Consider the following 22,641-nt stretch of genomic DNA (forward strand, 5'->3'; position numbering starts at 1 on the left):
GGAGACGCCGATGGCACCAGCCATCACGACCCTGGCAGCAGACGCCCCCGAGCTGTCCGCCGCCAACACCGGGTTCATGCTCATCTGCTCCGCCCTGGTCATGCTGATGACCCCGGCCCTCGCCTTCTTCTACGGAGGCATGGTCCGCGTCAAGTCCACCCTCAACATGCTGATGATGAGCTTCATCAGCCTCGGGATCGTCACGATCCTGTGGGTGCTCTACGGCTTCAGCATCGCGTTCGGCACCGACTCCGGATCGCTCATCGGCTGGTCCTCCGAGTACGTCGGCCTCAGCGGCATCGGCCTCACCGAGCTCTGGGACGGTTACACCATCCCGGTGTACGTCTTCGCCGTCTTCCAGCTGATGTTCGCGATCATCACGCCGGCGCTGATCAGCGGCGCCCTCGCCGACCGCGTGAAGTTCACGGCCTGGGCCCTCTTCATCACCCTCTGGGTCACGATCGTCTACTTCCCCGTCGCCCACTGGGTCTGGGGCTCCGGCGGCTGGCTCTTCGAGATGGGCGTCATCGACTTCGCCGGCGGCACGGCCGTCCACATCAACGCCGGCGCCGCCGCCCTCGGCGTCATCCTCGTCATCGGCAAGCGCGTCGGCTTCAAGAAGGACCCGATGCGCCCGCACAGCCTCCCGCTGGTCATGCTCGGCGCCGGTCTCCTCTGGTTCGGCTGGTTCGGCTTCAACGCAGGCTCCTGGCTCGGCAACGACGACGGCGTGGGCGCCGTGATGTTCGTCAACACCCAGGTCGCCACCGCCGCCGCCATGCTCGCCTGGCTGTTCTACGAGAAGATCCGCCACGGCGCCTTCACCACCCTCGGCGCCGCCTCCGGCGCGGTCGCCGGACTCGTCGCGATCACCCCGTCCGGCGGCGCCGTCAGCCCGCTCGGCGCGATCGCCGTCGGCGCCATCGCCGGTCTGCTCTGCGCCATGGCCGTCGGCCTCAAGTACAAGTTCGGCTACGACGACTCCCTCGACGTCGTCGGCGTCCACCTCGTCGGCGGCATCGTCGGCTCCCTCCTCGTCGGCTTCTTCGCCACCGGCGGCGTCCAGTCCGACGCCAAGGGCCTCTTCTACGGCGGCGGCCTCGAACAGCTCGGCAAGCAGGCCGTCGGCGTCTTCGCCGTCCTCGCCTACTCTCTGATCGTCTCCGCGATCCTCGCCCTGATCATCGACAAGACGATGGGGATGCGGGTCAGCGAGGACGACGAGGTCTCCGGCATCGACCAGGTCGAGCACGCCGAGACCGCGTACGACTTCAGCGGAGCCGGCGGCGGCGCTTCCTCGCGCTCCACCGCCGCCCCCGCCCCGGTTGTCACGGAGAACAAGAAGGTGGACGCATGAAGCTCATCACCGCGGTCGTGAAGCCGCACCGGCTCGACGAGATCAAGGAGGCCCTCCAGGCGTTCGGCGTCCACGGCCTCACCGTCACCGAGGCCAGCGGCTACGGCCGCCAGCGCGGCCACACCGAGGTCTACCGGGGCGCCGAGTACACCGTCGACCTCGTCCCCAAGATCCGCATCGAGGTCCTCGTCGAGGACGACGACGCCGAACAGCTCATCGACGTCGTCGTCAAGGCGGCCCGAACCGGCAAGATCGGTGACGGCAAGGTGTGGAGCGTGCCGGTCGAGACCGCCGTACGGGTCCGCACCGGCGAGCGCGGTCCGGACGCACTGTAATCACACGTGAGGAGCCGCCGGGTGACGAGCCTCGAAGCGAGTACAGAGACCGAAGATTCGGGACCCGGCGGTTACGCGGCGGCCCGGCTGCTCCTTCTCGACGAGAAGGAGCGGTCCGGGCCGCCGCGCCGTTCCGCCCTGGCCCGCCTCACCGACGAATGGCTGGCCGGCCTCTTCGCCGCGGCCGCCGCACCGCCCCGCGGGGTCGCCCTCGTCGCCGTCGGCGGATACGGCCGAGCCGAACTCTCCCCGCGCAGCGACCTCGACCTCCTCCTGCTCCACGACGGCACCGCCGACAAGGCCGCCGTCGCCGCCCTCGCCGACAGCGTCTGGTACCCCGTCTGGGACCTCGGCCTCGCCCTCGACCACTCCGTCCGCACCCCCGCCGAGGCCCGCGCCACCGCGGGCGACGACCTCAAGGTCCAGCTCGGCCTCCTCGACGCCCGGCCCGTCGCCGGAGACCACGGGCTCGTCGCCGCCCTGCGCACCACCGTCCTCGCCGACTGGCGCAACCAGGCACCCAAGCGCCTCCCCGAACTCGACGAACTCTGCCGCGAGCGGGCCGAACGCATGGGGGAGCTGCAGTTCCTCCTCGAACCCGACCTCAAGGAGGCCAGAGGAGGCCTCCGCGACGCCCAGGCCCTCCGCGCCGTCGCCGCCTCCTGGCTCGCCGACGCCCCCCGCGAAGGCCTCGACGACGCCCGCCGCCGGCTCCTCGACGCCCGCGACGCCCTCCACCTGGCCACGGGACGGGCCACCGACCGGCTCGCCCTCCAGGAGCAGGACGCCGTCGCCGCCCGACTCGGCCTCCTCGACGCCGACACCCTGCTCCGCGAGGTGTACGAGGCGGCCCGGACCATCTCGTACGCCGCCGACGTCACCTGGCGCGAGGTCAACCGCGTCCTCAAGGCCCGCTCCGCCCGGCCCCGGCTGCGCGCCCTCCTGAGCCGCACCGGGGGCACGAAACCGCCCGTCGAGCGCACCCCGCTCGCCGAAGGCGTCGTCGAGATGGACGGCGAAGCCGTCCTCGCCCTCAGCGCCAGGCCCGAACGCGACCCCGTGCTGCCCCTGCGGGCCGCCGCCGCGGCGGCCCAGTCCGCCCTGCCGATCTCCCTGCACGCCGTACGCCGCCTCGCCGCGGCCGCCAAACCCCTCCCCGTGCCCTGGCCCGCCGAAGCACGCGAGGAACTCGTCACCCTCCTCGGCGCCGGCGAGGCCACCGTGCCCGTCTGGGAGGCCCTGGAGGCCGAAGGCCTGATCACCCTGCTGCTCCCCGACTGGGAACGGGTCCGCTGCCGGCCCCAGCGCAACCCCGTCCACACCTGGACCGTCGACCGCCACCTCGTCGAGACCGCCGTACGCGCCGCCTCCCTCACCCGCCGCGTCGGCCGCCCCGACCTCCTCCTCGTGGCCGCCCTCCTCCACGACATCGGCAAGGGCTGGCCGGGCGACCACTCCGTCGCCGGCGAGACCATCGCCCGCGACGTCGCCGCCCGCATCGGCTTCGACCGCACCGACGTCGGCGTCATCGCCACCGCCGTCCGCCACCACCTCCTCCTCATCGAGACCGCCACCCGCCGCGACCTCGACGACCCCGCCACCGTCCAGTCCGTCGCCCAGGCCGTCGGCACCCTCGGCACCCTCGAACTCCTCCACGCCCTCACCGAGGCCGACGCCCTCGCCACCGGCCCCGCCGCCTGGTCGTCCTGGCGCGCCTCACTCGTCGCGGACCTGGTCAAACGCGTCGCCGGCGTCCTCGCGGGCGAGACCCCGCCCGACCCCGAGGCCGCCGCCCCCAGCGCCGAGCAGGAACGCCTCGCCGTGGAGGCCCTCCGCACCGGTGAACCCGTGCTCGCCCTGCACACCGAACCGGTCGCGGCGGAGCCCGAGGAGCCCGAGCCCGTCGGCGTCGAACTCCTCATCGCCCTGCCCGACCAGCCCGGCGTCCTCCCCGCCGTCGCCGGCGTCCTCGCCCTCCACCGGCTCACCGTCCGCGCCGCCGACCTCAGGGCCGTGGAACTGCCCACCGCGCTCGGCTCCGGCTCCGTCCTCGTCCTCGACTGGCGCGTCGCCGCCGAGTACGGCTCCCTGCCCGAAGCCGCCCGGCTCCGCGCCGACCTCGTCCGCGCCCTCGACGGCACCCTCGACGTCCCCGCCCGCCTCGCCGAACGCGACGCCGCCTACCCGCGCCGGCGCGGCCTCACCGCCCCGCCGCCCCGCGTCACCGTCGCCGCCGCCGACTCCCGCCTCGCCACCGTCATCGAGGTCCGCGCGCAGGACGCCCCCGGCCTCCTCCACCGCATCGGCCGCGCCCTGGAGGGAGCCGCGGTACGCGTCAGGAGCGCCCACGTCTCCACCCTCGGGGCCAACGCCGTCGACACCCTCTACGTGACCCGCCCCGACGGCTCCCTCCTCCCGGACGAGGAGGCGATCGACCTGGCCCGCACGCTGGAGGAGGCGCTGCGGTGAGCCGATGACCGACCCGCCCCCGCACGCCGGATCGGGCGGGCGGGGGCACACACTTCGAGCGGCCGGATACCCTGGAGGGCAATCCGACCGCCCCCGACACCGAGGATCCGCGACCGCCGTGTTCGATACCCTCTCCGACCGCCTTGCAGCGACCTTCAAGAACCTCCGTGGCAAGGGCCGTCTGTCCGAGGCGGACATCGACGCCACCGCCCGTGAGATCCGCATCGCACTGCTCGAAGCGGACGTCGCCCTGCCGGTCGTCCGGTCCTTCATCAAGCAGGTCAAGGAGCGCGCCACCGGCGTCGAGGTCTCCCAGGCCCTCAACCCGGCGCAGCAGGTCATCAAGATCGTCAACGAGGAGCTCATCGGCATCCTCGGCGGCGAGACCCGCCGGCTGCGGTTCGCCAAGACCGCGCCCACCGTGATCATGCTCGCCGGTCTCCAGGGTGCCGGTAAGACCACCCTCGCCGGAAAGCTCGGTCTGTGGCTGAAGGGCCAGGGCCACTCGCCGCTGCTCGTCGCCTGCGACCTCCAGCGGCCGAACGCCGTGACGCAGCTGTCCGTCGTCGCCGACCGCGCGGGCGTGGCCTTCTACGGGCCGCAGCCGGGCAACGGCGTCGGTGACCCGGTCCAGGTCGCGAAGGACTCGATCGAGTTCGCGCGGACCAAGATGTACGACGTCGTGATCGTCGACACCGCCGGCCGCCTCGGCATCGACCAGGAGCTGATGCAGCAGGCCGCGGACATCCGCGACGCCGTCAGCCCCGACGAGGTCCTCTTCGTCGTCGACGCGATGATCGGTCAGGACGCGGTCAACACGGCCGAGGCCTTCCGCGACGGCGTCGGCTTCGACGGCGTCGTGCTCTCGAAGCTCGACGGCGACGCCCGCGGTGGTGCCGCGCTCTCCATCGCGCACGTCACCGGCAAGCAGATCATGTTCGCCTCCAACGGCGAGAAGCTGGACGACTTCGACGCGTTCCACCCGGACCGCATGGCGTCCCGCATCCTCGGCATGGGCGACATGCTCTCCCTCATCGAGAAGGCCCAGCAGACCTTCGACGAGGAAGAGGCCGCCAAGATGGCCTCGAAGCTCGCGTCGAAGAAGGGCCAGGAGTTCACCCTCGACGACTTCCTGGCGCAGATGGACCAGGTCCGTCGCATGGGCTCCATCTCGAAGCTCCTCGGCATGCTCCCCGGCATGGGTCAGATGAAGGAGCAGATCGCCAACATCGACGAGCGGGACGTCGACCGCATGGCCGCCATCATCAAGTCGATGACCCCGGCCGAGCGTCAGGACCCGACGATCATCAACGGCTCCCGCCGGGCCCGTATCGCCAAGGGTTCGGGCGCCGAGGTCAGCGCGGTCAAGGGCCTGGTCGAGCGGTTCTTCGAGGCCCGCAAGATGATGTCCCGCATGGCGCAGGGCGGCGGCATGCCGGGAATGCCGGGCATCCCGGGCATGGGCGGCGGTCCCGGCCGGCAGAAGAAGCAGGTCAAGCAGGCCAAGGGCAAGCGCAAGAGCGGCAACCCGATGAAGCGGAAGGCCGAGGAGCAGGCCGCCGCCGAGCGTCGTGAGCAGGCGCAGGCGGGCGGCGCCTTCGGTCTCCCGGCCGCCGGGCAGACTCCGAAGGACTTCGAGCTCCCGGACGAGTTCAAGAAGTTCATGAGCTGACGGCTCGTACGAGGAGGGGCCCGGGGCGGCGCGAAACCGCCCCGGGCCCCTTTTCATCCCTCCGGACCGCCCGCGATGCCGGGTTCGTCCCGCTCTTCGATACTGGGGCCACTGCCGCCCCGAGGAGAGCCACGTGGCCAACCCCGTACCCCCGCGCGATCGGACCGATCAGCCCTGGCGCTCGGAGGGGGCCCCGCCACCCCCGCCGCCGAAGAAGCGCATGCCGGGGCGCTGGGGCAGCCTCATCCTCACCGCACTCGTCGTGTACCTGATCGCCAACATCGTCCTGTCGTTCTTCAACGACGGCGACGGGCCGACGATCTCGTACACCGAGTTCGACAAGCAGGTCGCCGCCGGGAACGTCACGAAGATCTACTCCAAGGGCGACGCGATCCAGGGGCAGCTGAAGAACAAGCAGCCCGTCCCCGACGGCGAAGGCGACTACACCAAGTTCACCACCCAGCGGCCGGCGTTCGCCGACGACGATCTGTGGGCCCAGCTGACCAAGCAGAACGTGGTCGTCACCGCCGAGCCGGTCGTCAAGGAGCGCAGCTTCCTCGCCAACCTGCTCATCTCGCTCGCCCCGATGCTGCTGCTCATCGTGCTGTGGGTGTTCATCGCCCGGCGGATGAGCGCCGGCATGGGCGGCGCCGGGGGCATGCTCGGCCGCAAGACCCCGCCCAAGCCGGTGGAGCTGGAGGGCGGCAAGCGCACGACGTTCGCCGACGTCGCCGGCATCGACGAGGTCGAGGGCGAGCTCAACGACGTCGTCGACTTCCTCAAGAACCCGCAGGCCTACCGCGAGATGGGCGCCAAGATGCCCCGCGGTGTGCTCCTCGCGGGTCCTCCCGGCACCGGCAAGACCCTGCTGGCGCGGGCGGTCGCCGGCGAGGCCGGGGTGCCGTTCTTCTCGGCCTCCGCCTCCGAGTTCATCGAGATGATCGTGGGCGTCGGCGCCTCCCGGGTCCGCGAGCTGTTCGCCGAGGCCCGCAAGGTCGCGCCCGCGATCATCTTCATCGACGAGATCGACACCATCGGCCGGGCCCGCGGCGGCGGTTCCGGGATGGGCGGGCACGACGAGCGCGAGCAGACCCTCAACCAGATCCTCACCGAGATGGACGGCTTCACCGGCTCCGAGGGCGTGATCGTGCTCGCCGCCACCAACCGCGCCGACGTGCTCGACCCCGCCCTCACCCGGCCGGGCCGCTTCGACCGCATCGTCCACGTCAACCCGCCGGACCGGGGCGGCCGCGAGGCCATCCTCAAGATCCACACCCGCGAGATCCCGCTCGCCCAGGACGTCGACCTGGAGCACGTCGCCCGGACGACCCCGGGCATGACCGGCGCCGAGCTCGCCAACCTCGCCAACGAGGCCGCCCTCCTCGCGGTCAAGCGCGAGCAGAAGGCGGTCACCCAGTCCGACCTCTCCGACGCCCTGGAGAAGGTGCAGCTCGGCGCGGAACGACCGCTGGTGATGCCGGTGGAGGAGCGGCGCCGTACCGCGTACCACGAGAGCGGCCACGCCCTGCTCGGCATGCTCCAGCCCGGCGCCGACCCCGTCCGCAAGATCACCATCGTGCCGCGCGGCCGGGCCCTCGGCGTCACGCTGTCGACCCCCGACTCCGACAAGTACGCCTACACCGAGGACTACCTCCGCGGCCGGATCATCGGGGCCCTCGGCGGCATGGCCGCCGAACAGGTCGTGTTCGGCGTCATCACCACCGGTGCCGAGAGCGACCTCGAACAGATCACCAGCATCGCCCGGGGCATGGTGGGCCGCTGGGGCATGAGCGAGCGCGTCGGCCGCCTCACCGCCATCCCGGGCGACGCCCAGCAGGCGTACGGCCTGTCGGCGGCCCCCGCGACCCTCGACACCGTCGACGAGGAGATGCGCCGCATCGTCGACGAGTGCTACGAGAGCGCCCTGCGCCAGCTCCGCGAGCACCGCTCCCAGCTGGACGCCCTGGCCGAGGCCCTCCTCGCGAACGAGACCCTGGAGGAGGCCGCGGCCTACCGCGCGGCGGGCATCACGCGACTGGACAAGGAGTCCTGAGCGGGGGCGCGCTGGGGGAGGGCCCGGCCGGGTCTGACCGGCGGGACACCCCCTACCGCACGCGGGCGACGACGTAGCGGAAGACGTTCGGCATCCAGACCGTGCCGTCCGCGCGGACGTACGGCGCCAGTGCCTCGGCGATCTCCTTCTCGACCTGGGAGAGGTCGGTGGCCCGCACGGCCTCGTCGAAGGCGCCCGTCGAGAGCAGCCCGCGCACCGCGCTGCCCTCGCTCGCGTAGCCGAAGGGGCAGGCCACGCGGCCGGAGCTCGCCGACCGCAGTCCCGAGGCGGCCACCAGGCCGTCCAGATCCGTCCTGAACCCCGGCCGGCGGTCGGCGAGCCGGGCCGCGACCCGCAGCACCGGTTCTGTGGCGCACCGCTCCGCGGGGCCCCAGCCGCCGAGGACGACGGTCGAGCCCGGTTGCGCCGAACGGGTGAGGGCGGTGAGTTCCGGCAGGATCCGGTCCGTCGCGTGGAAGGCCGTGAACACGTCGTACGGGAGGTCCTCGGGCACCCCCTCCGTGACCGCGACGCCCTCCGGCAGCCGCTCCCTGGCGAGCTCCACGCGCGCGTGGTCCCGGTCCACGCCGGCCACCCGCGCGCCCCTCGCCGCCGCCATGAGCAGCGCCAGGCCTGAGCCGCAGCCGAGGCCGAGCACCCGGGAGCCGGCTCCCACGCCGAGGCGCTCGTACACCGCCTCGTAGAGGGGGACGAGCATGCGTTCCTGGATCTCGGCCCAGTCGCGCGCGGGGTGGTGCGGGACGAGCGTAGGTGTCATGGAAAGAGCCCCAATCCGTTCCTGGACGACAGCCCCCCGTAGTCAGGGAACTGCGCATCCCGGGCGGCGTCCAGTGCTCGCGCCGGACCGATTCGTCCGGGGGAGGGGCGGTGCCGGGTCCCGTGACCGGACCCGGTAATGTCCCTGCAACACTTCCGGGTGTGACCCGTCCCCGGCATCGGCCCGGTTTCGAGGAGCCCCTTCCGGGGGGCGCGCGTAGCGCGGCTACGCGCCGGCGCGTATGCGCTACTACGCACCAGCTTGACGCCCCCTGCGTGGCTTCTCCGCAGATCGGCGCACTGGCCCTCGTCAGGACGCATCAACGGCAACTGACGGGTACGTGCAAAATATTTGGGATGCCCCGGAATGGAACCCGGGGGCACTTCGGCTCGTTGTACGCGACGTGAGCACGACACCACCTGTTCTCGCCGCAGAGCTGGCACAGGCGTGGGCCGACATTCAGCGGCACCACCCCGAGCTGCCGGATCTTGCCGCGCCCGAGTCCCTGATCGGAGAGTCCTCGTCCGCCTGTGGCGCCGAACTCTCCTTCGAACGACTGCTCCACGAGGCAGTCCACGGCATCGCCGCCGCCCGGGGGGTCCGCGACACCTCCCGCGCCGGCCGCTATCACAACCGCAGATTCCTCGCGATCGCCGAGGAGATGGGTCTCGACCACCCCGAGGAACCCCACGCGAGCAGCGGTTTCTCCCTGGTCACGCTCAACCCGGAGGCGAGGCGCCGCTACCGCCCCACCATCGAGCGGCTCCAGCGGGCGCTGAAGGCCCACACGGTCGCCACGGCCGCCGACACCAAGCGCTCCTTCCGCGGACCGGCCGCCCGGCACGGCTCCTCGGGCGGAGGCGTCCGCGTCAAGGCCGTCTGCGACTGCGGGCGGAACGTGCGCGTGGTGCCGTCCGTGCTGGCCCAGGCCCCCATCGTCTGCGGCGGCTGCGGCAAGCCCTTCCGGATCCCGGAGACCGTGGGCGCCGCCACCTGACCCGGCGGCGTGTGGCACAATGGCTAGCTGTACTCGACAGTCGCACAGGACCCCTCTCTCCTCCGGCTGACGCGTCCATCGGGCATCCGAGTACCGCAACCCCACGTGGCATCTCAAGTGCCCAACCACGTCAAGACCAGGAGACACCACTCCAGTGGCAGTCAAGATCAAGCTCAAGCGCCTCGGTAAGATCCGCCAGCCGCACTACCGCATCGTCGTCGCCGACTCGCGCACCCGCCGCGACGGTCGCGCGATCGAGGAGATCGGCCTCTACCACCCGACGTACAACCCGTCGCGTATCGAGGTCGACTCCGAGCGTGCGCAGTACTGGCTGTCCGTCGGCGCCCAGCCGACCGAGCCCGTCCTCGCCATCCTGAAGCTCACGGGCGACTGGCAGAAGCACAAGGGCCTCCCGGCCCCCGAGAAGGCGCTGCTCGTCCCCGCCACCAAGGAGGCGAAGCGCGCCTCGTTCGACGAGTTCGCGAAGACCCTCGAGGGCGGCGACGACAAGGGTGAGGCCATCACCCCGAAGGCCAAGAAGGCCGACAAGAAGGCTGACGAGGCCGAGGCCGCGTCGACCGAGTCGACCGAGGCCTGATCATGCTCGAGGAGGCTCTCGAGCACCTCGTGAAAGGCATCGTCGACAACCCCGACGATGTGCAGGTCGCCTCGCGCAACCTGCGTCGTGGCCGCGTGCTTGAGGTCCGGGTGCACCCCGACGACCTCGGCAAGGTGATCGGCCGCAACGGCCGCACCGCGCGTGCGCTGCGTACCGTCGTGGGCGCCATCGGCGGCCGTGGAATCCGTGTCGACCTCGTCGACGTGGACCAGGTCCGCTGAACAAGTCGGCCACATCGGTTGAATGATGTGCCGGCACGGGCCGGGGAGGGCTTACGAGCCCACCCCGGCCCGTTGTCGTTTTTCGTCGTACGAGCTGTGTGACAGGAGAGTGTGGAGCAGTGCAGCTGGTAGTCGCGCGGATCGGCCGCGCCCACGGGATCAAGGGCGAGGTCACCGTCGAGGTGCGGACGGACGAGCCCGAGCTCAGGCTCGGCCCCGGAGCCGTACTGCTGACCGACCCGGCCTCCGCCGGGCCGCTGACCATCGAGTCCGGCAAGGTCCACAGCGGCAAGCTGTTGCTGCGCTTCGAGGGCGTCCGCGACCGCAACGCCGCCGAGGCCCTGCGCAACACCCTCCTCATCGCCGAGATCGACCCCGAGGAACTGCCGGAGGAGGAGGACGAGTACTACGACCACCAACTCATGGACCTCGACGTCGTCCTCGCCGACGGCACCGAGATCGGCCGGATCACCGAGATCTCCCACCTGCCGTCCCAGGACCTCTTCATCGTCGAGCGGCCCGACGGCACCGAGCTGATGATCCCCTTCGTCTCCGAGATCGTCACCGAGATCGACCTGGAGGAGCAGCGGGCCGTGATCGACCCGCCGCCCGGCCTCATCGACGACCGCGCCGAGATCGTCTCCTCCCGCGACGCCGAGCAGGGTGACGACGCATGAGGCTCGACGTCGTCACGATCTTCCCCGAGTACCTCGAACCGCTGAACGTCTCCCTCGTCGGCAAGGCACGCGCGCGCGGACAGCTCGACGTCCACGTCCACGACCTGCGGGACTGGACGTACGACCGGCACAACACGGTCGACGACACCCCGTACGGCGGCGGCCCCGGCATGGTCATGAAGACCGACCCCTGGGGCGACGCGCTCGACCAGACGCTCGCCGACGGCTACGAGGGCGGCGCCCACGGCCCGGTCCTCGTCGTCCCGACCCCCAGCGGCCGCCCCTTCACCCAGGAGCTCGCCGTCGAGCTCTCCGAGCGGCCCTGGCTGATCTTCACTCCGGCCCGCTACGAGGGCATCGACCGCCGCGTCATGGACGAGTACGCGACCCGGATGCCGGTCTACGAGGTCTCCATCGGCGACTACGTGCTCGCCGGCGGAGAGGCCGCCGTCCTCGTCGTCACCGAGGCCGTCGCCCGCCTGCTGCCCGGTGTCCTCGGCAACGCCGAGTCCCACCGCGACGACTCCTTCGCGCCCGGGGCGATGGCCAACCTCCTGGAGGGCCCCGTCTATACCAAGCCCCCCGAGTGGCGCGGCCGGGGCATCCCCGACGTCCTCCTCAGCGGGCACCACGGCAAGATCGCCCGCTGGCGGCGCGACGAGGCCTTCCGCCGCACCGCCGCCCACCGGCCCGACCTCATCGAGCGCTGCGATCCGGCGGCCTTCGACAAGAAGGACCGCGAGATCCTCTCGATGATGGGGTGGGCGCCCGAGCCCGGCGGCCGATTTTGGCGCAAGCTCGAAGACGTGGAAGAATAGGCCGCTGTCGTCCGTCCGGCGTGCGCCCCTGCCACAGGGGGAACGACGCCGCCAGAGACGTACGGCATCCCGATCATCCCAACGTACCGCTGATGACCTGTGGCATCAGTGAGGAAAGAGACCTCCATGGCCTCCCTGCTCGACCAGGTCAACGCGGCCGCGCTCCGCTCCGACCTCCCCGCCTTCCGCCCCGGCGACACCGTGAACGTCCACGTGCGCGTCATCGAAGGCAGCCGCTCCCGCATCCAGCAGTTCAAGGGTGTCGTCATTCGCCGCCAGGGCTCGGGCGTCAGCGAGACCTTCACGGTCCGCAAGGTCTCGTTCTCCGTCGGCGTCGAGCGCACCTTCCCGGTGAACAGCCCGATCTTCGAGAAGATCGAGCTCGTGACCCGCGGTGACGTCCGTCGCGCCAAGCTCTACTACCTGCGTGAGCTGCGCGGCAAGGCTGCCAAGATCAAGGAGAAGCGCGACCGCTGAGCTTCGGCTCCCGGCACGCTCGAAGCTTCCGAGTCCTCGCACAGGCTCGCCGGATAGGCTCTGCCAGCGATGGACACCGAAGCACAGCACACGGAGCGCGACCCCTCCTCCGACACGGAGGAGGGGTCGCGCTCCGCGCGCGTTTCCGAGGATTCCGGGACCGCGCCCTCGTGGCGCCGGACGGTCCTCGTGGGCGCCGCCTGCATGGCCTTCCTGCTCCTCCTGAGCCACTTCGTGATGCAGCCCTTCCTGATCCCCAGCGGTTCCATGGAACCGACGCTCCGGGTCGGCGACAGGATCCTGGTCAACAAGCTGGCGTACCGTTTCGGCAGTGAGCCGCGCCGGGGCGACGTCGTCGTCTTCGACGGCACCGGCTCCTTCGTGCGGGAGGAACCGGAGGGCGATCCGGTCACCGGACTCCTGCGCGGCGCCGGGGCCGCCCTCGGGCTCGCCGAGCCCGCCGAGACCGACTTCGTGAAGCGGGTCGTCGGCACCGGCGGCGACCGGGTCGTCTGCTGCGACAAGGACGGCCGGCTCACCGTCAACGGCGTCTCCGTCCAGGAGCGATACCTGATGCCCGGCGACCAGCCGTCGAGCGTGGCCTTCGACATCGTCGTCCCCCCGGGCAGGCTCTGGGTGATGGGCGACCACCGCAGCCAGTCCAGCGACTCCCGCGACCACCTGGGCAGCCCAGGCGGCGGGATGGTCCCCGTCGACAAGGTCGTCGGACGCGCCGGCTGGATCGCCTGGCCCTTCGGCCGCTGGTCCGCCCTGCCCGCCACGGAGGCCTTCGACGCCGTGCCGGCGCCGCCGGCCGGCGGACACGGGGCGGGGGCCCATGGGTAGCCGCGGCCGTCCGCCCGGCGGCGCCGCCCACGGCGGGGACTCCGGCCAGGGCCCGGCCCTGCCCGGACGCGCCGAGCGGCGCAGGCTCGCCCGCAAGGTCAAGCGGCGCCGGCAGCGCTCCGCGATCCGCGAGATCCCGGTCCTGATCACGGTGGCCGTCCTCATCGCCCTCGTCCTCAAGACCTTCCTGGTCCAGGCGTTCGTCATCCCCTCCGGCTCCATGGAGCAGACGATCCGGATCGACGACCGGGTCCTGGTCGACAAGCTCACCCCGTGGTTCGGCTCCCGCCCGCAGCGCGGCGACGTCGTCGTCTTCAAGGACCCCGGCAACTGGCTCCAGCAGGACACCACGCCGCCCGCCGACGACCCGATCGGGATCAAGCAGGCCAAGCAGGCACTGACCTTCATCGGGCTGCTGCCCTCGGCCGACGACCGGGACCTCATCAAGCGGGTGATCGCCGTCGGCGGCGACACCGTCCGCTGCTGCGACAAGGACGGGCGGATCACCGTCAACGGCGTACCGCTGGACGAGCCGTACCTGCATCCCGGCAACCAGCCGTCCGAGATCCCCTTCGAGGTGAAGGTGCCGGAAGGCCGCATCTTCGTCCTCGGCGACCACCGGTCCGACTCGGCCGACTCCCGCTTCCACCTCGACGAGGAGGGGCACGGAACCGTCTCCGAGGAGCAGGTCGTGGGGCGTGCCGTGGTGATCGCCTGGCCCTTCGGGCACTGGCGGCGCCTGGAGGAGCGGCAGACCTTCAGCGCGGTACCGGACGCCAGTACGAGTTCCGAGTCCACGCCCGGTCTGTCGCATAGTGTGTCCCAGCGGAATCTGAACGGATTGCCCGGGCTCCCGACCCCTGCGGAACTTCTGCTCGTTATGGGAGTGGTGGGCCTGTCCCTGTTCCGGGGCAGGCGTTCGCACGGATTGAGGAGTGGATGTGGGGGATTTGGCCGTCGGCGCACGATCCGGACACGATGAGCCCGAGAAGAGGGCCGACGAGGCCACCGGCGATGTGACGGGTGACGACGTGACGGATGACGAGGTGTCGCACGACGCGGCTGACGGCCCCGGCAGGGGCCCGAAGAAGCAGCGTTCCTTCTGGAAGGAGCTGCCGCTCCTCGTCGGCATCGCCCTGGTGCTCGCCCTTCTGATCAAGACCTTCCTGGTGCAGGCGTTCTCGATTCCCTCGGAGTCGATGATGAACACCCTCCAGAAGGGCGACCGGGTTCTCGTCGACAAGCTGACCCCTTGGTTCGGCTCCGAGCCCGAGCGCGGCGAGGTCGTCGTCTTCCACGACCCGGGCGGCTGGCTCGAGGGCCAGCAGGCTCCCAAGCCGAACGCCGTGCAGAAGTTCCTCAGCTTCATCGGCCTCATGCCGTCCGCCGAGGAGAAGGACCTCATCAAGCGCGTCATCGCCGTCGGCGGCGACACCGTCTCCTGCAAGGAGGGCGGCAAGGTCGTCCTCAACGGAGTGGCGCTGGACGAGACCTCGTACCTCTACCCGGGCTCCGTGCCCTGCCAGGACTCGTTCGGCCCGATCAAGGTCCCCGAGAACCGGATCTGGGTCATGGGCGACAACCGGCAGAACTCGCTGGACTCGCGCTTCCACCAGCAGCTGCCGGGTGGCGGCACCGTCTCCAACGACGAGGTCGTGGGCCGCGCCGTCGTCATCGCCTGGCCGGTCACCCGCTGGGCCACGCTCCCCGTCCCGGACGTCTTCGACCAGCCCGCCCTCAACCAGGCACTGGCCGCCGCCCCCGTCGGCGCGGCGAGCGTGGCCGGAGCGCTGCCGCTGGTGCTGTGGCGCCGCAAGAAGCGCACCTCGGGGCATACCGCCGAGTAGCAACCCGCGGGTAGGGTGCCGTCCCGGACCGTCGTCGGACCTCTGGGGATGCACATGAGCGGAAACACAGGGACCCAGGGCGGCCGCGGCCGCCTCGGCAGCGTGCTGTCGGGGCTGGCCGTGGCCGTCGGCTGTCTGCTGTTCCTCGGCGGCTTCGTCGGGGGAGCGCTGATCTACCAGCCGTACACCGTCCCCACCGACTCCATGACGCCGACCATCGACGACGGCTCCAAGATCCTCGCCCAGCGCATCGACGGCGACGACGTGCGCCGCGGCGACGTCGTCGTCTTCAAGGACCCGCTCTGGGGCGACTCGCCCATGGTCAAGCGGGTCGCCGGCGTCGGCGGCGACACCGTCGCCTGCTGCGACCGGGACGGGCGGCTCACGGTCGACGGCAAGGCCGTCGTCGAGCCGTACCTGACGCCGGGGGCGGGCGGCCGGACGGTCGCGTCGGACAAGGAGTTCTCGGTGACCGTCCCGCAGGGCAGCCTGTTCCTCCTCGGCGACGACCGGCACACCTCGCTCGACTCCCGTACGCACCTCGAGGAGGCCGGACAGGGTTCCGTGCCCCGCTCCACCGTGGTCGGCAGGGTCGACGCGGTGGTCTGGCCCGCCAACGGCCTCCTGGAGCCGCCGACGGGCTTCGCGGACCTCCCCGGCGGCACCTCGCGACCGGGACCGTTCGAGGCCCTCTTCACGGCGATCGTCGCCGGGTGTGTACTGATCCTCGCGGGGGCCGCGTACGGTCCCGTGGCGAACCTGCTGACCAGGCGGTCGGCCGGGGCGCGGTCCGGGAAGCGGGAGAAGGTGGGCGCGTGACGGAACGCGGGACGGGAGCCGGGACGGCCCCGGAACCGGCGGCCGGTGGCGCCGGCCCCGAGGGCGCCGCTCCGCGCCGGGTGGCGCGGGTCGTGCTGCTCGACCCCGACGACCGCATCCTCCTCATGCACGGCTACGAGCCGGACGACCCCGCGGAGACCTGGTGGTTCACCCCGGGCGGAGGCCTGGAGGGCGAGGAGACGCGTGAGCAGGCGGCGCTGCGCGAGCTCGCCGAGGAGACCGGCATCACCGACGTCGACCTCGGCCCCGTGCTGTGGAAGCGGTACTGCTCCTTCCCCTTCGACGGGCGCCGCTGGGACCAGGACGAGTGGTACTACCTCGCCCGCACCCGAGGGACCGAGGCCACGCTGCGGCCGCAGGCGCTCACGGAGCTGGAGACCCGGAGTCTGGCCGGCCTGAGATGGTGGACCTCCGCCGAACTGTCGGCGGCGCGTGAGACGGTGTACCCGACCAGGCTCGCCGAGCTGCTGCACACGCTGCTCGACGAGGGACCTCCCGGTGCACCGCTGGTTCTCGCCCCGGAAATCGTTTAGGGGCGCGCACGGCTGGCGCACAATAGGGGGACGCACGGCTGAAGGGGAACATGCCATGAGCGCCGAGGACCTCGAGAAGTACGAGACCGAGATGGAGCTGAAGCTCTACCGGGAGTACCGCGACGTCGTCGGCCTGTTCAAATACGTGATCGAGACCGAACGTCGCTTCTATCTCACCAACGACTACGAGATGCAGGTGCACTCGGTCCAGGGCGAGGTCTTCTTCGAGGTCAGCATGGCTGACGCCTGGGTCTGGGACATGTACAGGCCGGCCAGGTTCGTCAAGCAGGTCCGCGTCCTCACCTTCAAGGACGTGAACATCGAGGAGCTCAACAAGAGCGACCTCGAACTCCCCGGCAGCTGAATCCGCCAGGAGGCCGAGGACGGGAAATCACCCTCACGAGTGACGCCGTTCTCCACAGCCTCCCGGCCGTCCACAGCGCCGCACGCGGTCCTCCGCACTCCGTCACATTCGGTGACGGAGGTGGTACCGCATGAACAAGACCCAAGCCCTCGGACGGTACGGAGAAGAGCTGGCGACCCGCCGGCTCACCGCGACCGGCATGCAGATCCTCGCCCGCAACTGGCGCTGCGGCCGCACCGGCGAGATCGACATCGTCGCCCGCGACGGCGACACCCTCGTCATCTGCGAGGTCAAGACCCGGCGCCACGGCACCTACGAACACCCGATGGCCGCCGTCACACCCCGCAAGGCCGAGCGGCTCCGCCGCCTCGCCGCCTGCTGGCTCGACCGCAGCGACACCCCGGCCCCCGCCGGCGGCGTCCGCATCGACCTGGTCGGCATCGTCCTGCCCCAGCGCGGCGGCCCCGTCCTCACCCACGCCCAGGGGGTGGCCTGATGGGCTTCGCCCGCACCTGCTCGGTCGCACTCGTCGGCGTCGAAGGCGTCGTCGTCGAGGTCCAGGCCGACCTCGAACCAGGCGTCGCCGCCTTCACCCTCGTCGGCCTCCCCGACAAGAGTCTCAGCGAGAGCCGGGACCGGGTCCGCGCCGCCGTCGTCAACTCCGGGGCCGAATGGCCCCAGAAGAAACTGACCGTCGGACTCAGCCCGGCCTCCGTCCCCAAGGGCGGCAGCGGATTCGACCTCGCCGTCGCCGCGGCGGTACTGGGGGCCGCCGAGCGCATCGACCCGCGTGCCATCGCCGACCTGGTCCTCATCGGCGAACTCGGACTCGACGGACGCGTCCGGCCCGTCCGCGGCGTCCTGCCCGCCGTCCTCGCCGCCGCCGACGCCGGCTACAAACAGGTCGTCGTCCCCGAGCGCACCGCGGGCGAGGCCGCGCTCGTCCCCGGCATCTCCGTCCTCGGCGTCCGCAGCCTGCGCCAGCTGATCGCCGTCCTCAGCGACGAACCCGTGCCCGACGAGGAGACCACCGAGCCGGGCCGGCCCGACGCGATGCTCGCCGGACTGCTCGTCCCCGGCGCCGGCCTCGGCACCGGACTCGCCGCCGACCAGGCCGACGGGCCCGACCTCGCCGACGTCGCCGGCCAGCACCGGGCCCGAAGGGCCCTGGAGATCGCCGCCGCCGGCGGCCACCACCTCATGCTCTCCGGCCCACCGGGCGCCGGTAAGACCATGCTGGCCGAACGGCTGCCCGGCATCCTCCCGCCCCTCACCCGGCAGGAGTCCCTTGAGGTCACCGCCGTCCACTCCGTCGCAGGCATCCTCCCGCCCGGCGAGCCCCTCGTCCGCCGGGCCCCCTACTGCGCGCCCCACCACTCGGCCACCACCCAGTCCCTCGTCGGCGGCGGCAACGGCCTTCCCAGGCCCGGCGCCGTCTCCCTCGCCCACCGCGGAGTGCTGTTCCTCGACGAAGCCCCCGAGTTCTCCGGCAAGGTCCTCGACGCGCTCCGCCAGCCGCTCGAATCCGGGCACGTCGTCATTGCCCGCGCCGCCGGTGTCGTCCGCCTCCCCGCCCGCTTCCTCCTCGCCCTCGCCGCCAACCCCTGCCCCTGCGGGCGGCACACACTGCAGGGCGCCGGCTGCGAATGCCCCTCCGCGCTCATCCGGCGTTACCAGGCACGCCTCTCCGGACCCCTGCTCGACCGCGTCGACCTGCGCGTCGAGGTCGAGCCCGTCACCCGCGCCGACCTCCTCGGCCAGGGCGGCCGGGGCGAGACGACCGCCGACGTCGCCGCACGGGTCCGCGAGGCCCGGGCCCGTGCGGCGGTCCGCCTCGCGGACACCCCCTGGAACGTCAACGGCGAGATCCCCGGACACGAGCTCCGTACGCGTTATCTCGCCGCGCCGGGCGCCCTGGCCTCAGCCGAGCGCGACATCGAGCGCGGGCTCCTCACCGCCCGCGGTCTCGACCGGGTCCTCCGCGTCGCCTGGAGCATCGCCGACCTCGCCGGGCACGACCGGCCCGACGGCCAGGACATCGCGCTCGCCCTCGAACTGCGCACCGGCATCGCCCGCGGCGTACCGGTCGGAGCGGGGGAGCGCGCATGACCGTCACCCCCTCCCCGCCCGCCGCCACGGACGAGCGACTGGCGCGCGCCGCCCTCACCCGGGCCGTCGAACCCGGCGACGAGCACGCCGGCCGGTGGATCCGCCACCACGGCGCAGCCGGCTTCCTCGACCGCCTCCTCCACCCGGGCGCACCCACGAGCGACGTGCTCGGCGGGGCGCTGCGCGAAGTCGCCGGCGACGGTCCGGGGGACGACCCGTTCCCCGGGACCGGCGCGAAACGGGTCGACGGCTGGCGGCGGCGCGCCCAGGCCGCCGAGCCCGCCCGGGACCTCGACACCGTCCACCGCCTCGGCGGCCGCTTCCTCATCCCCGGCGACATCGAATGGCCCCGGCAGCTCGACGACCTCGGAGACGCCCGGCCCCTCGGGCTCTGGGTCAGAGGCCCGGCCGACCTGCGCACCTGGGCCCTGCGCTCCGTCGCGCTCGTCGGCGCCCGCGCCTGCACCCCGTACGGCGCCCACACCGCCGCCGAGCTGGCCACCGGCCTCGCCAGGCACGGCTGGGTCGTCGTCTCCGGAGCCGCCTACGGCATCGACGGCGCGGCCCACCGCGGCGCACTCGCAGCGGGCGGGGCCACCGTCGCCGTCCTCGCCTGCGGCGTCGACTCCTCCTACCCCCGCGGCCACGACGGGCTCATCCGCCGCGTGGCGGAACAGGGACTCGTCATCGGGGAGTTGCCACCCGAAAGCCATCCCACCCCCGGCCGCTTCATCCTCCGCAACCGCGTCATCGCGGCCCTCACCCGGGGCACCGTCGTCGTCGAGGCCCAGCACCGCAGCGGCTCGCTCGTCACCGCCCGCGCCGCCGCGCGGCTCGGCCGTCACACCATGGGCGTACCCGGCCCCGTCACCAGCGCCCTCTCCGCGGGCGTCCACGAACTGCTGCGCGGCGACGCCACCCTCGTCACCGACGCCGACGAGATCATCGAACTCGTCGGAGACATGGGGCAGCTCGCCCCCGCCCGCCGCGGCCCCGTCCTGCCCCGCGACCTCCTCGCCCCCGCCGCGGCGCACGTCCTGGAAGCCGTACCCGCCGGCGGTCCCACTCCCGCCACCGTCATCGCCCACCGCGCCGGGACCACCCCCGACGAGACCCTCGCCAGGCTGTACGAACTCCACTCGCTCGGCTTCGTCGAACGTCACGGAGAGGGCTGGCAGTTGACGAACAGGAGGACTCGGCCGTCGAACGCGCGGCGAGGCGGTGCTTGACCTGGCGCATTCGGGTGAAAGGGTTGAGGCGATGAACAATCGAGTTCTCTCGGCCGCACCCGAGGGGCCGAGACGCGCCACGGCCCGGGTTCGAAGATGCGACCGACGGCGTCCACCCGGAGCGGCGCGATCCGCCGATGTTCGCGCACCGCGACAGCTCACTCACGCTACGCTCACCAGAATTCCCACCAGGACACCCACACCGACACACCCGACGGCAGAACGGCTCAAGGCAACGCATGCCCCAGCACACCTCCGGGTCTGACCGCGCTGCGGTGCCCCCAGCGGCCCGGGGCACCGTGCGACCGCCCGCACCGACGTCGCTCGACGAACTGTGGCGGTCGTACAAGGACACGGGCGACGAGCGGCTGCGGGAGCAGCTGATCCTCCACTACTCGCCGCTCGTCAAGTACGTTGCCGGACGCGTCAGCGTGGGGCTGCCGTCCAACGTGGAGCAGGCCGACTTCGTCTCCTCCGGAGTCTTCGGCCTCATCGACGCCATCGAGAAGTTCGACGTCGAGCGGGCGATCAAGTTCGAGACGTACGCCATCACCCGCATCCGCGGCGCGATGATCGACGAGCTCCGGGCCCTGGACTGGATCCCCCGCTCCGTCCGGCAGAAGGCGCGCAACGTCGAGCGCGCCTACGCCACCCTCGAAGCCCAGCTCCGGCGCACCCCCTCGGAGAGCGAGGTGGCCGCGGAGATGGACATCACCTTGGAGGACCTGCACGCCGTTTTCAGCCAGTTGTCGCTGGCGAACGTGGTGGCCCTGGAGGAGCTGCTGCACGTGGGCGGCGAAGGGGGCGACCGGCTGTCCCTGATGGAGACCCTGGAGGACACCGCAGCCGACAACCCGGTCGAGGTCGCCGAGGACCGGGAGCTGCGCCGCCTGCTCGCCCGCGCCATCAACACGCTCCCCGAGCGGGAGAAGACCGTGGTCACGCTCTACTACTACGAGGGCCTCACCCTCGCCGAGATCGGCAACGTCCTCGGTGTCACCGAGAGCCGGGTCAGCCAGATCCACACCAAATCCGTGCTGCAGCTCCGGGCCAAGCTGGCCGACGTCGGACGCTGACCGCCGGGGGCCGGTCGTACAGTGGAGCCGTGCCCAGGATTCGAGCGGCCTCGGTGGCCGAGCACCGGACGATGCAGCGCGGCGCCCTCCTGGACGCCGCGCGATCCCTGCTGTCCGAGGGCGGGACGGAGGCGCTGACCTTCCCCGCACTCGCCGAGCGAACGGGCCTCGCCCGTTCGTCGGTGTACGAGTACTTCCGGTCGCGCGCGGCCGTCGTCGAAGAGCTGTGCGCCGTCGACTTCCCCGTGTGGGCCGCCGAGGTCGAGGCCGCCATGGCCGGCGCCGAGACGCCCGGCGGCAAGGTCGAGGCCTATGTCCGCAAGCAGCTGGAGCTGGTCGGGGACCGGCGTCACCGGGCCGTCGTCGCCATCTCCGCGAGCGAGCTCGACGACGGCGCCCGCGAGAAGATCCGAGCGGCCCACGGCGGACTCGTCGCCATGATCGTCGAGGCCCTCGCCGCGCTCGGCCAGCCGCAGCCCCGCCTCGGCGCCATGCTCCTCCAGGGCGTCGTCGACGCGGCCGTCCGTCGCATCGAGCTCGGCGCCGCCGAGAACCCCGAGGAGATCGCCGAGGCGGCGGTCTCGATGGCCCTGCACGGCGTCAACGGCGCCACGGCCTGACCCCGCCTTCCCCGCCCGAAAGCGGCAGCAGCCGCGAGGGCGCCCGACGCGTCAGGAGCAGCGGGTTCAGGTACGTGCCGCCGCGCAGGAGCCCCCAGTGCAGGCAGGTTCGGGCGCAGTGGGTGCCGGCGGCGACCCGGGCGATCGGGGTGCCCGCGCGGACATGGGTGCCCGCCGCGAGCAGCGGGGTGACGGGCGTGAACGTGGTGCGGAGCGGCGGACCGCCCGTGGGCGGCAGGGCGAGGGTGACGACGCCGCGACCGCCGACCGGCCCCGCGAAGGCGATCGTGCCCGCGGCGGGGGCGAGGACCGGAGCGCCCGGCGCCGCGGCGAGGTCGACGCCCCGGTGTCCGGCGGCGTACGGGCCGGGCGGCGGGCGCCAGCCGCGGAGGATCTCCGGCGGCGGCGGGCCCACCGGCCAGAGCAGCCCGAGAACGAGGAGCAGCGTGGTGAGGTACATGAGGGAAGACTTCTCCCGCTGACCGTTCCGGACGGTTCCGTGACGTTTTCTGTGGACTACTCGTCGGTTGTGGACAGGGCCGTCACCCGTCGCTCCCGGGTTCCCGTACACTTTCTATGGCGACCCGGGTCACCGGGTCGACTTCGCACGCCCCGCCACTGCCCTCACCGGACGTGGCAGCGCCTTTCGGTCCCTCGTGGGCATGGCGCGCCGGGGCGTCAGGAACACAAAACCGAGAAACCAA

The 22,641-nt window shown here is 72.0% G+C and carries 24 protein-coding genes; 22 read left to right on the forward strand and 2 right to left on the reverse strand.

Annotated elements, in window-relative coordinates; genetic code table 11:
* Nucleotides 1-10 precede the first annotated feature (10 nt).
* From OO54_RS19505 to ftsH, 5 genes are all read left to right on the forward strand, one after another.
* Nucleotides 11-1,357, forward strand: a complete 1,347-nt coding sequence (locus OO54_RS19505) for an ammonium transporter (protein ID WP_033204770.1) — start codon at nt 11-13, stop codon at nt 1,355-1,357.
* Complete coding sequence (locus OO54_RS19510) at nt 1,354-1,692, forward strand: P-II family nitrogen regulator (RefSeq protein ID WP_004924863.1); 339 nt, start codon at nt 1,354-1,356, stop codon at nt 1,690-1,692. The genes OO54_RS19505 and OO54_RS19510 overlap by 4 nt, the downstream gene beginning before the upstream one ends.
* 21 nt (nt 1,693-1,713) lie before the next feature.
* Entirely contained in the window at nt 1,714-4,161 is a 2,448-nt protein-coding gene (locus OO54_RS19515; RefSeq protein WP_033204773.1) for a [protein-PII] uridylyltransferase, read from the forward strand.
* Nucleotides 4,162-4,279: 118 nt separating this feature from the next.
* A complete protein-coding gene (gene ffh, locus OO54_RS19520; protein WP_017235939.1) occupies nt 4,280-5,833 on the forward strand; it encodes a signal recognition particle protein in 1,554 nt (517 codons plus the stop codon).
* A gap of 133 nt (nt 5,834-5,966) precedes the next feature.
* Nucleotides 5,967-7,886, forward strand: coding sequence for an ATP-dependent zinc metalloprotease FtsH (gene ftsH / locus OO54_RS19525; RefSeq protein WP_033204775.1), 1,920 nt, complete (start codon nt 5,967-5,969; stop codon nt 7,884-7,886).
* Between the two features lie 52 nt (nt 7,887-7,938).
* On the opposite strand, the gene OO54_RS19530 is transcribed toward ftsH, so the two are convergent.
* Nucleotides 7,939-8,664: a class I SAM-dependent methyltransferase gene (locus OO54_RS19530; protein WP_033204776.1), complete on the reverse strand. Its 726-nt coding sequence runs from the start codon at nt 8,662-8,664 to the stop codon at nt 7,939-7,941.
* A 403-nt stretch (nt 8,665-9,067) separates the two neighbouring features.
* Between OO54_RS19530 and OO54_RS19535 the strand changes: the two genes are divergently transcribed.
* From OO54_RS19535 to OO54_RS19615, 17 genes are all read left to right on the forward strand, one after another.
* Nucleotides 9,068-9,661 carry a hypothetical protein gene (locus OO54_RS19535; RefSeq protein ID WP_033204778.1) on the forward strand — a complete coding sequence of 198 codons (594 nt, stop codon included), beginning with the start codon at nt 9,068-9,070 and terminating at the stop codon, nt 9,659-9,661.
* Nucleotides 9,662-9,815: 154 nt separating this feature from the next.
* On the forward strand, nt 9,816-10,259 hold the full coding sequence (rpsP, locus tag OO54_RS19540; protein WP_015036470.1) for a 30S ribosomal protein S16: 444 nt from the start codon (nt 9,816-9,818) through the stop codon (nt 10,257-10,259).
* A gap of 2 nt (nt 10,260-10,261) precedes the next feature.
* Nucleotides 10,262-10,501, forward strand: a complete 240-nt coding sequence (locus OO54_RS19545; RefSeq protein ID WP_005311361.1) for an RNA-binding protein — start codon at nt 10,262-10,264, stop codon at nt 10,499-10,501.
* A gap of 119 nt (nt 10,502-10,620) precedes the next feature.
* Nucleotides 10,621-11,178 (forward strand): ribosome maturation factor RimM, encoded by a 558-nt coding sequence (rimM, locus tag OO54_RS19550; RefSeq protein ID WP_017235935.1) that lies wholly within the window; start codon nt 10,621-10,623, stop codon nt 11,176-11,178.
* Entirely contained in the window at nt 11,175-11,996 is an 822-nt protein-coding gene (gene trmD, locus OO54_RS19555; RefSeq protein ID WP_033204780.1) for a tRNA (guanosine(37)-N1)-methyltransferase TrmD, read from the forward strand. Before rimM ends, trmD begins: the two co-directional genes overlap by 4 nt.
* A 126-nt stretch (nt 11,997-12,122) precedes the next feature.
* Nucleotides 12,123-12,473 (forward strand): 50S ribosomal protein L19, encoded by a 351-nt coding sequence (rplS, locus tag OO54_RS19560; RefSeq protein ID WP_017235933.1) that lies wholly within the window; start codon nt 12,123-12,125, stop codon nt 12,471-12,473.
* Between the two features lie 69 nt (nt 12,474-12,542).
* Complete coding sequence (lepB, locus tag OO54_RS19565; RefSeq protein ID WP_033204782.1) at nt 12,543-13,319, forward strand: signal peptidase I; 777 nt, start codon at nt 12,543-12,545, stop codon at nt 13,317-13,319.
* Nucleotides 13,312-14,301, forward strand: coding sequence for a signal peptidase I (gene lepB / locus OO54_RS19570; protein ID WP_033204896.1), 990 nt, complete (start codon nt 13,312-13,314; stop codon nt 14,299-14,301). Before lepB (OO54_RS19565) ends, lepB (OO54_RS19570) begins: the two co-directional genes overlap by 8 nt.
* Nucleotides 14,270-15,166, forward strand: coding sequence for a signal peptidase I (lepB, locus tag OO54_RS19575; RefSeq protein WP_033204784.1), 897 nt, complete (start codon nt 14,270-14,272; stop codon nt 15,164-15,166). The genes lepB (OO54_RS19570) and lepB (OO54_RS19575) overlap by 32 nt, the downstream gene beginning before the upstream one ends.
* A gap of 54 nt (nt 15,167-15,220) precedes the next feature.
* Complete coding sequence (gene lepB, locus OO54_RS19580; RefSeq protein ID WP_033204897.1) at nt 15,221-15,985, forward strand: signal peptidase I; 765 nt, start codon at nt 15,221-15,223, stop codon at nt 15,983-15,985.
* Nucleotides 15,986-16,065: 80 nt separating this feature from the next.
* On the forward strand, nt 16,066-16,539 hold the full coding sequence (locus OO54_RS19585; protein WP_033204899.1) for an NUDIX hydrolase: 474 nt from the start codon (nt 16,066-16,068) through the stop codon (nt 16,537-16,539).
* Between the two features lie 55 nt (nt 16,540-16,594).
* Nucleotides 16,595-16,903 (forward strand): DUF2469 domain-containing protein, encoded by a 309-nt coding sequence (locus OO54_RS19590; RefSeq protein ID WP_005311352.1) that lies wholly within the window; start codon nt 16,595-16,597, stop codon nt 16,901-16,903.
* A 130-nt stretch (nt 16,904-17,033) separates the two neighbouring features.
* Nucleotides 17,034-17,399, forward strand: coding sequence for a YraN family protein (locus OO54_RS19595; RefSeq protein ID WP_033204785.1), 366 nt, complete (start codon nt 17,034-17,036; stop codon nt 17,397-17,399).
* The gene (locus OO54_RS19600) at nt 17,399-19,012 is read left to right on the forward strand and encodes a YifB family Mg chelatase-like AAA ATPase (protein WP_033204786.1); all 1,614 of its coding nucleotides are present in this window, start codon (nt 17,399-17,401) and stop codon (nt 19,010-19,012) included. Before OO54_RS19595 ends, OO54_RS19600 begins: the two co-directional genes overlap by 1 nt.
* Nucleotides 19,009-20,241, forward strand: coding sequence for a DNA-processing protein DprA (gene dprA / locus OO54_RS19605; protein WP_033204787.1), 1,233 nt, complete (start codon nt 19,009-19,011; stop codon nt 20,239-20,241). Before OO54_RS19600 ends, dprA begins: the two co-directional genes overlap by 4 nt.
* 239 nt (nt 20,242-20,480) lie before the next feature.
* On the forward strand, nt 20,481-21,317 hold the full coding sequence (gene whiG, locus OO54_RS19610; protein ID WP_033204788.1) for an RNA polymerase sigma factor WhiG: 837 nt from the start codon (nt 20,481-20,483) through the stop codon (nt 21,315-21,317).
* Between the two features lie 71 nt (nt 21,318-21,388).
* Nucleotides 21,389-21,937, forward strand: a complete 549-nt coding sequence (locus tag OO54_RS19615) for a TetR/AcrR family transcriptional regulator (RefSeq protein ID WP_033204900.1) — start codon at nt 21,389-21,391, stop codon at nt 21,935-21,937.
* Here the strand turns inward: OO54_RS19615 and OO54_RS19620 are convergent.
* Nucleotides 21,918-22,397, reverse strand: coding sequence for a murein hydrolase activator EnvC family protein (locus OO54_RS19620; RefSeq protein ID WP_033204789.1), 480 nt, complete (start codon nt 22,395-22,397; stop codon nt 21,918-21,920). The two genes, OO54_RS19615 and OO54_RS19620, sit on opposite strands and share 20 nt — an antisense overlap.
* Nucleotides 22,398-22,641 lie beyond the last annotated feature (244 nt).

Source organism: Streptomyces wedmorensis (assembly GCF_000716445.1).
Lineage (GTDB): Bacteria > Actinomycetota > Actinomycetes > Streptomycetales > Streptomycetaceae > Streptomyces > Streptomyces wedmorensis.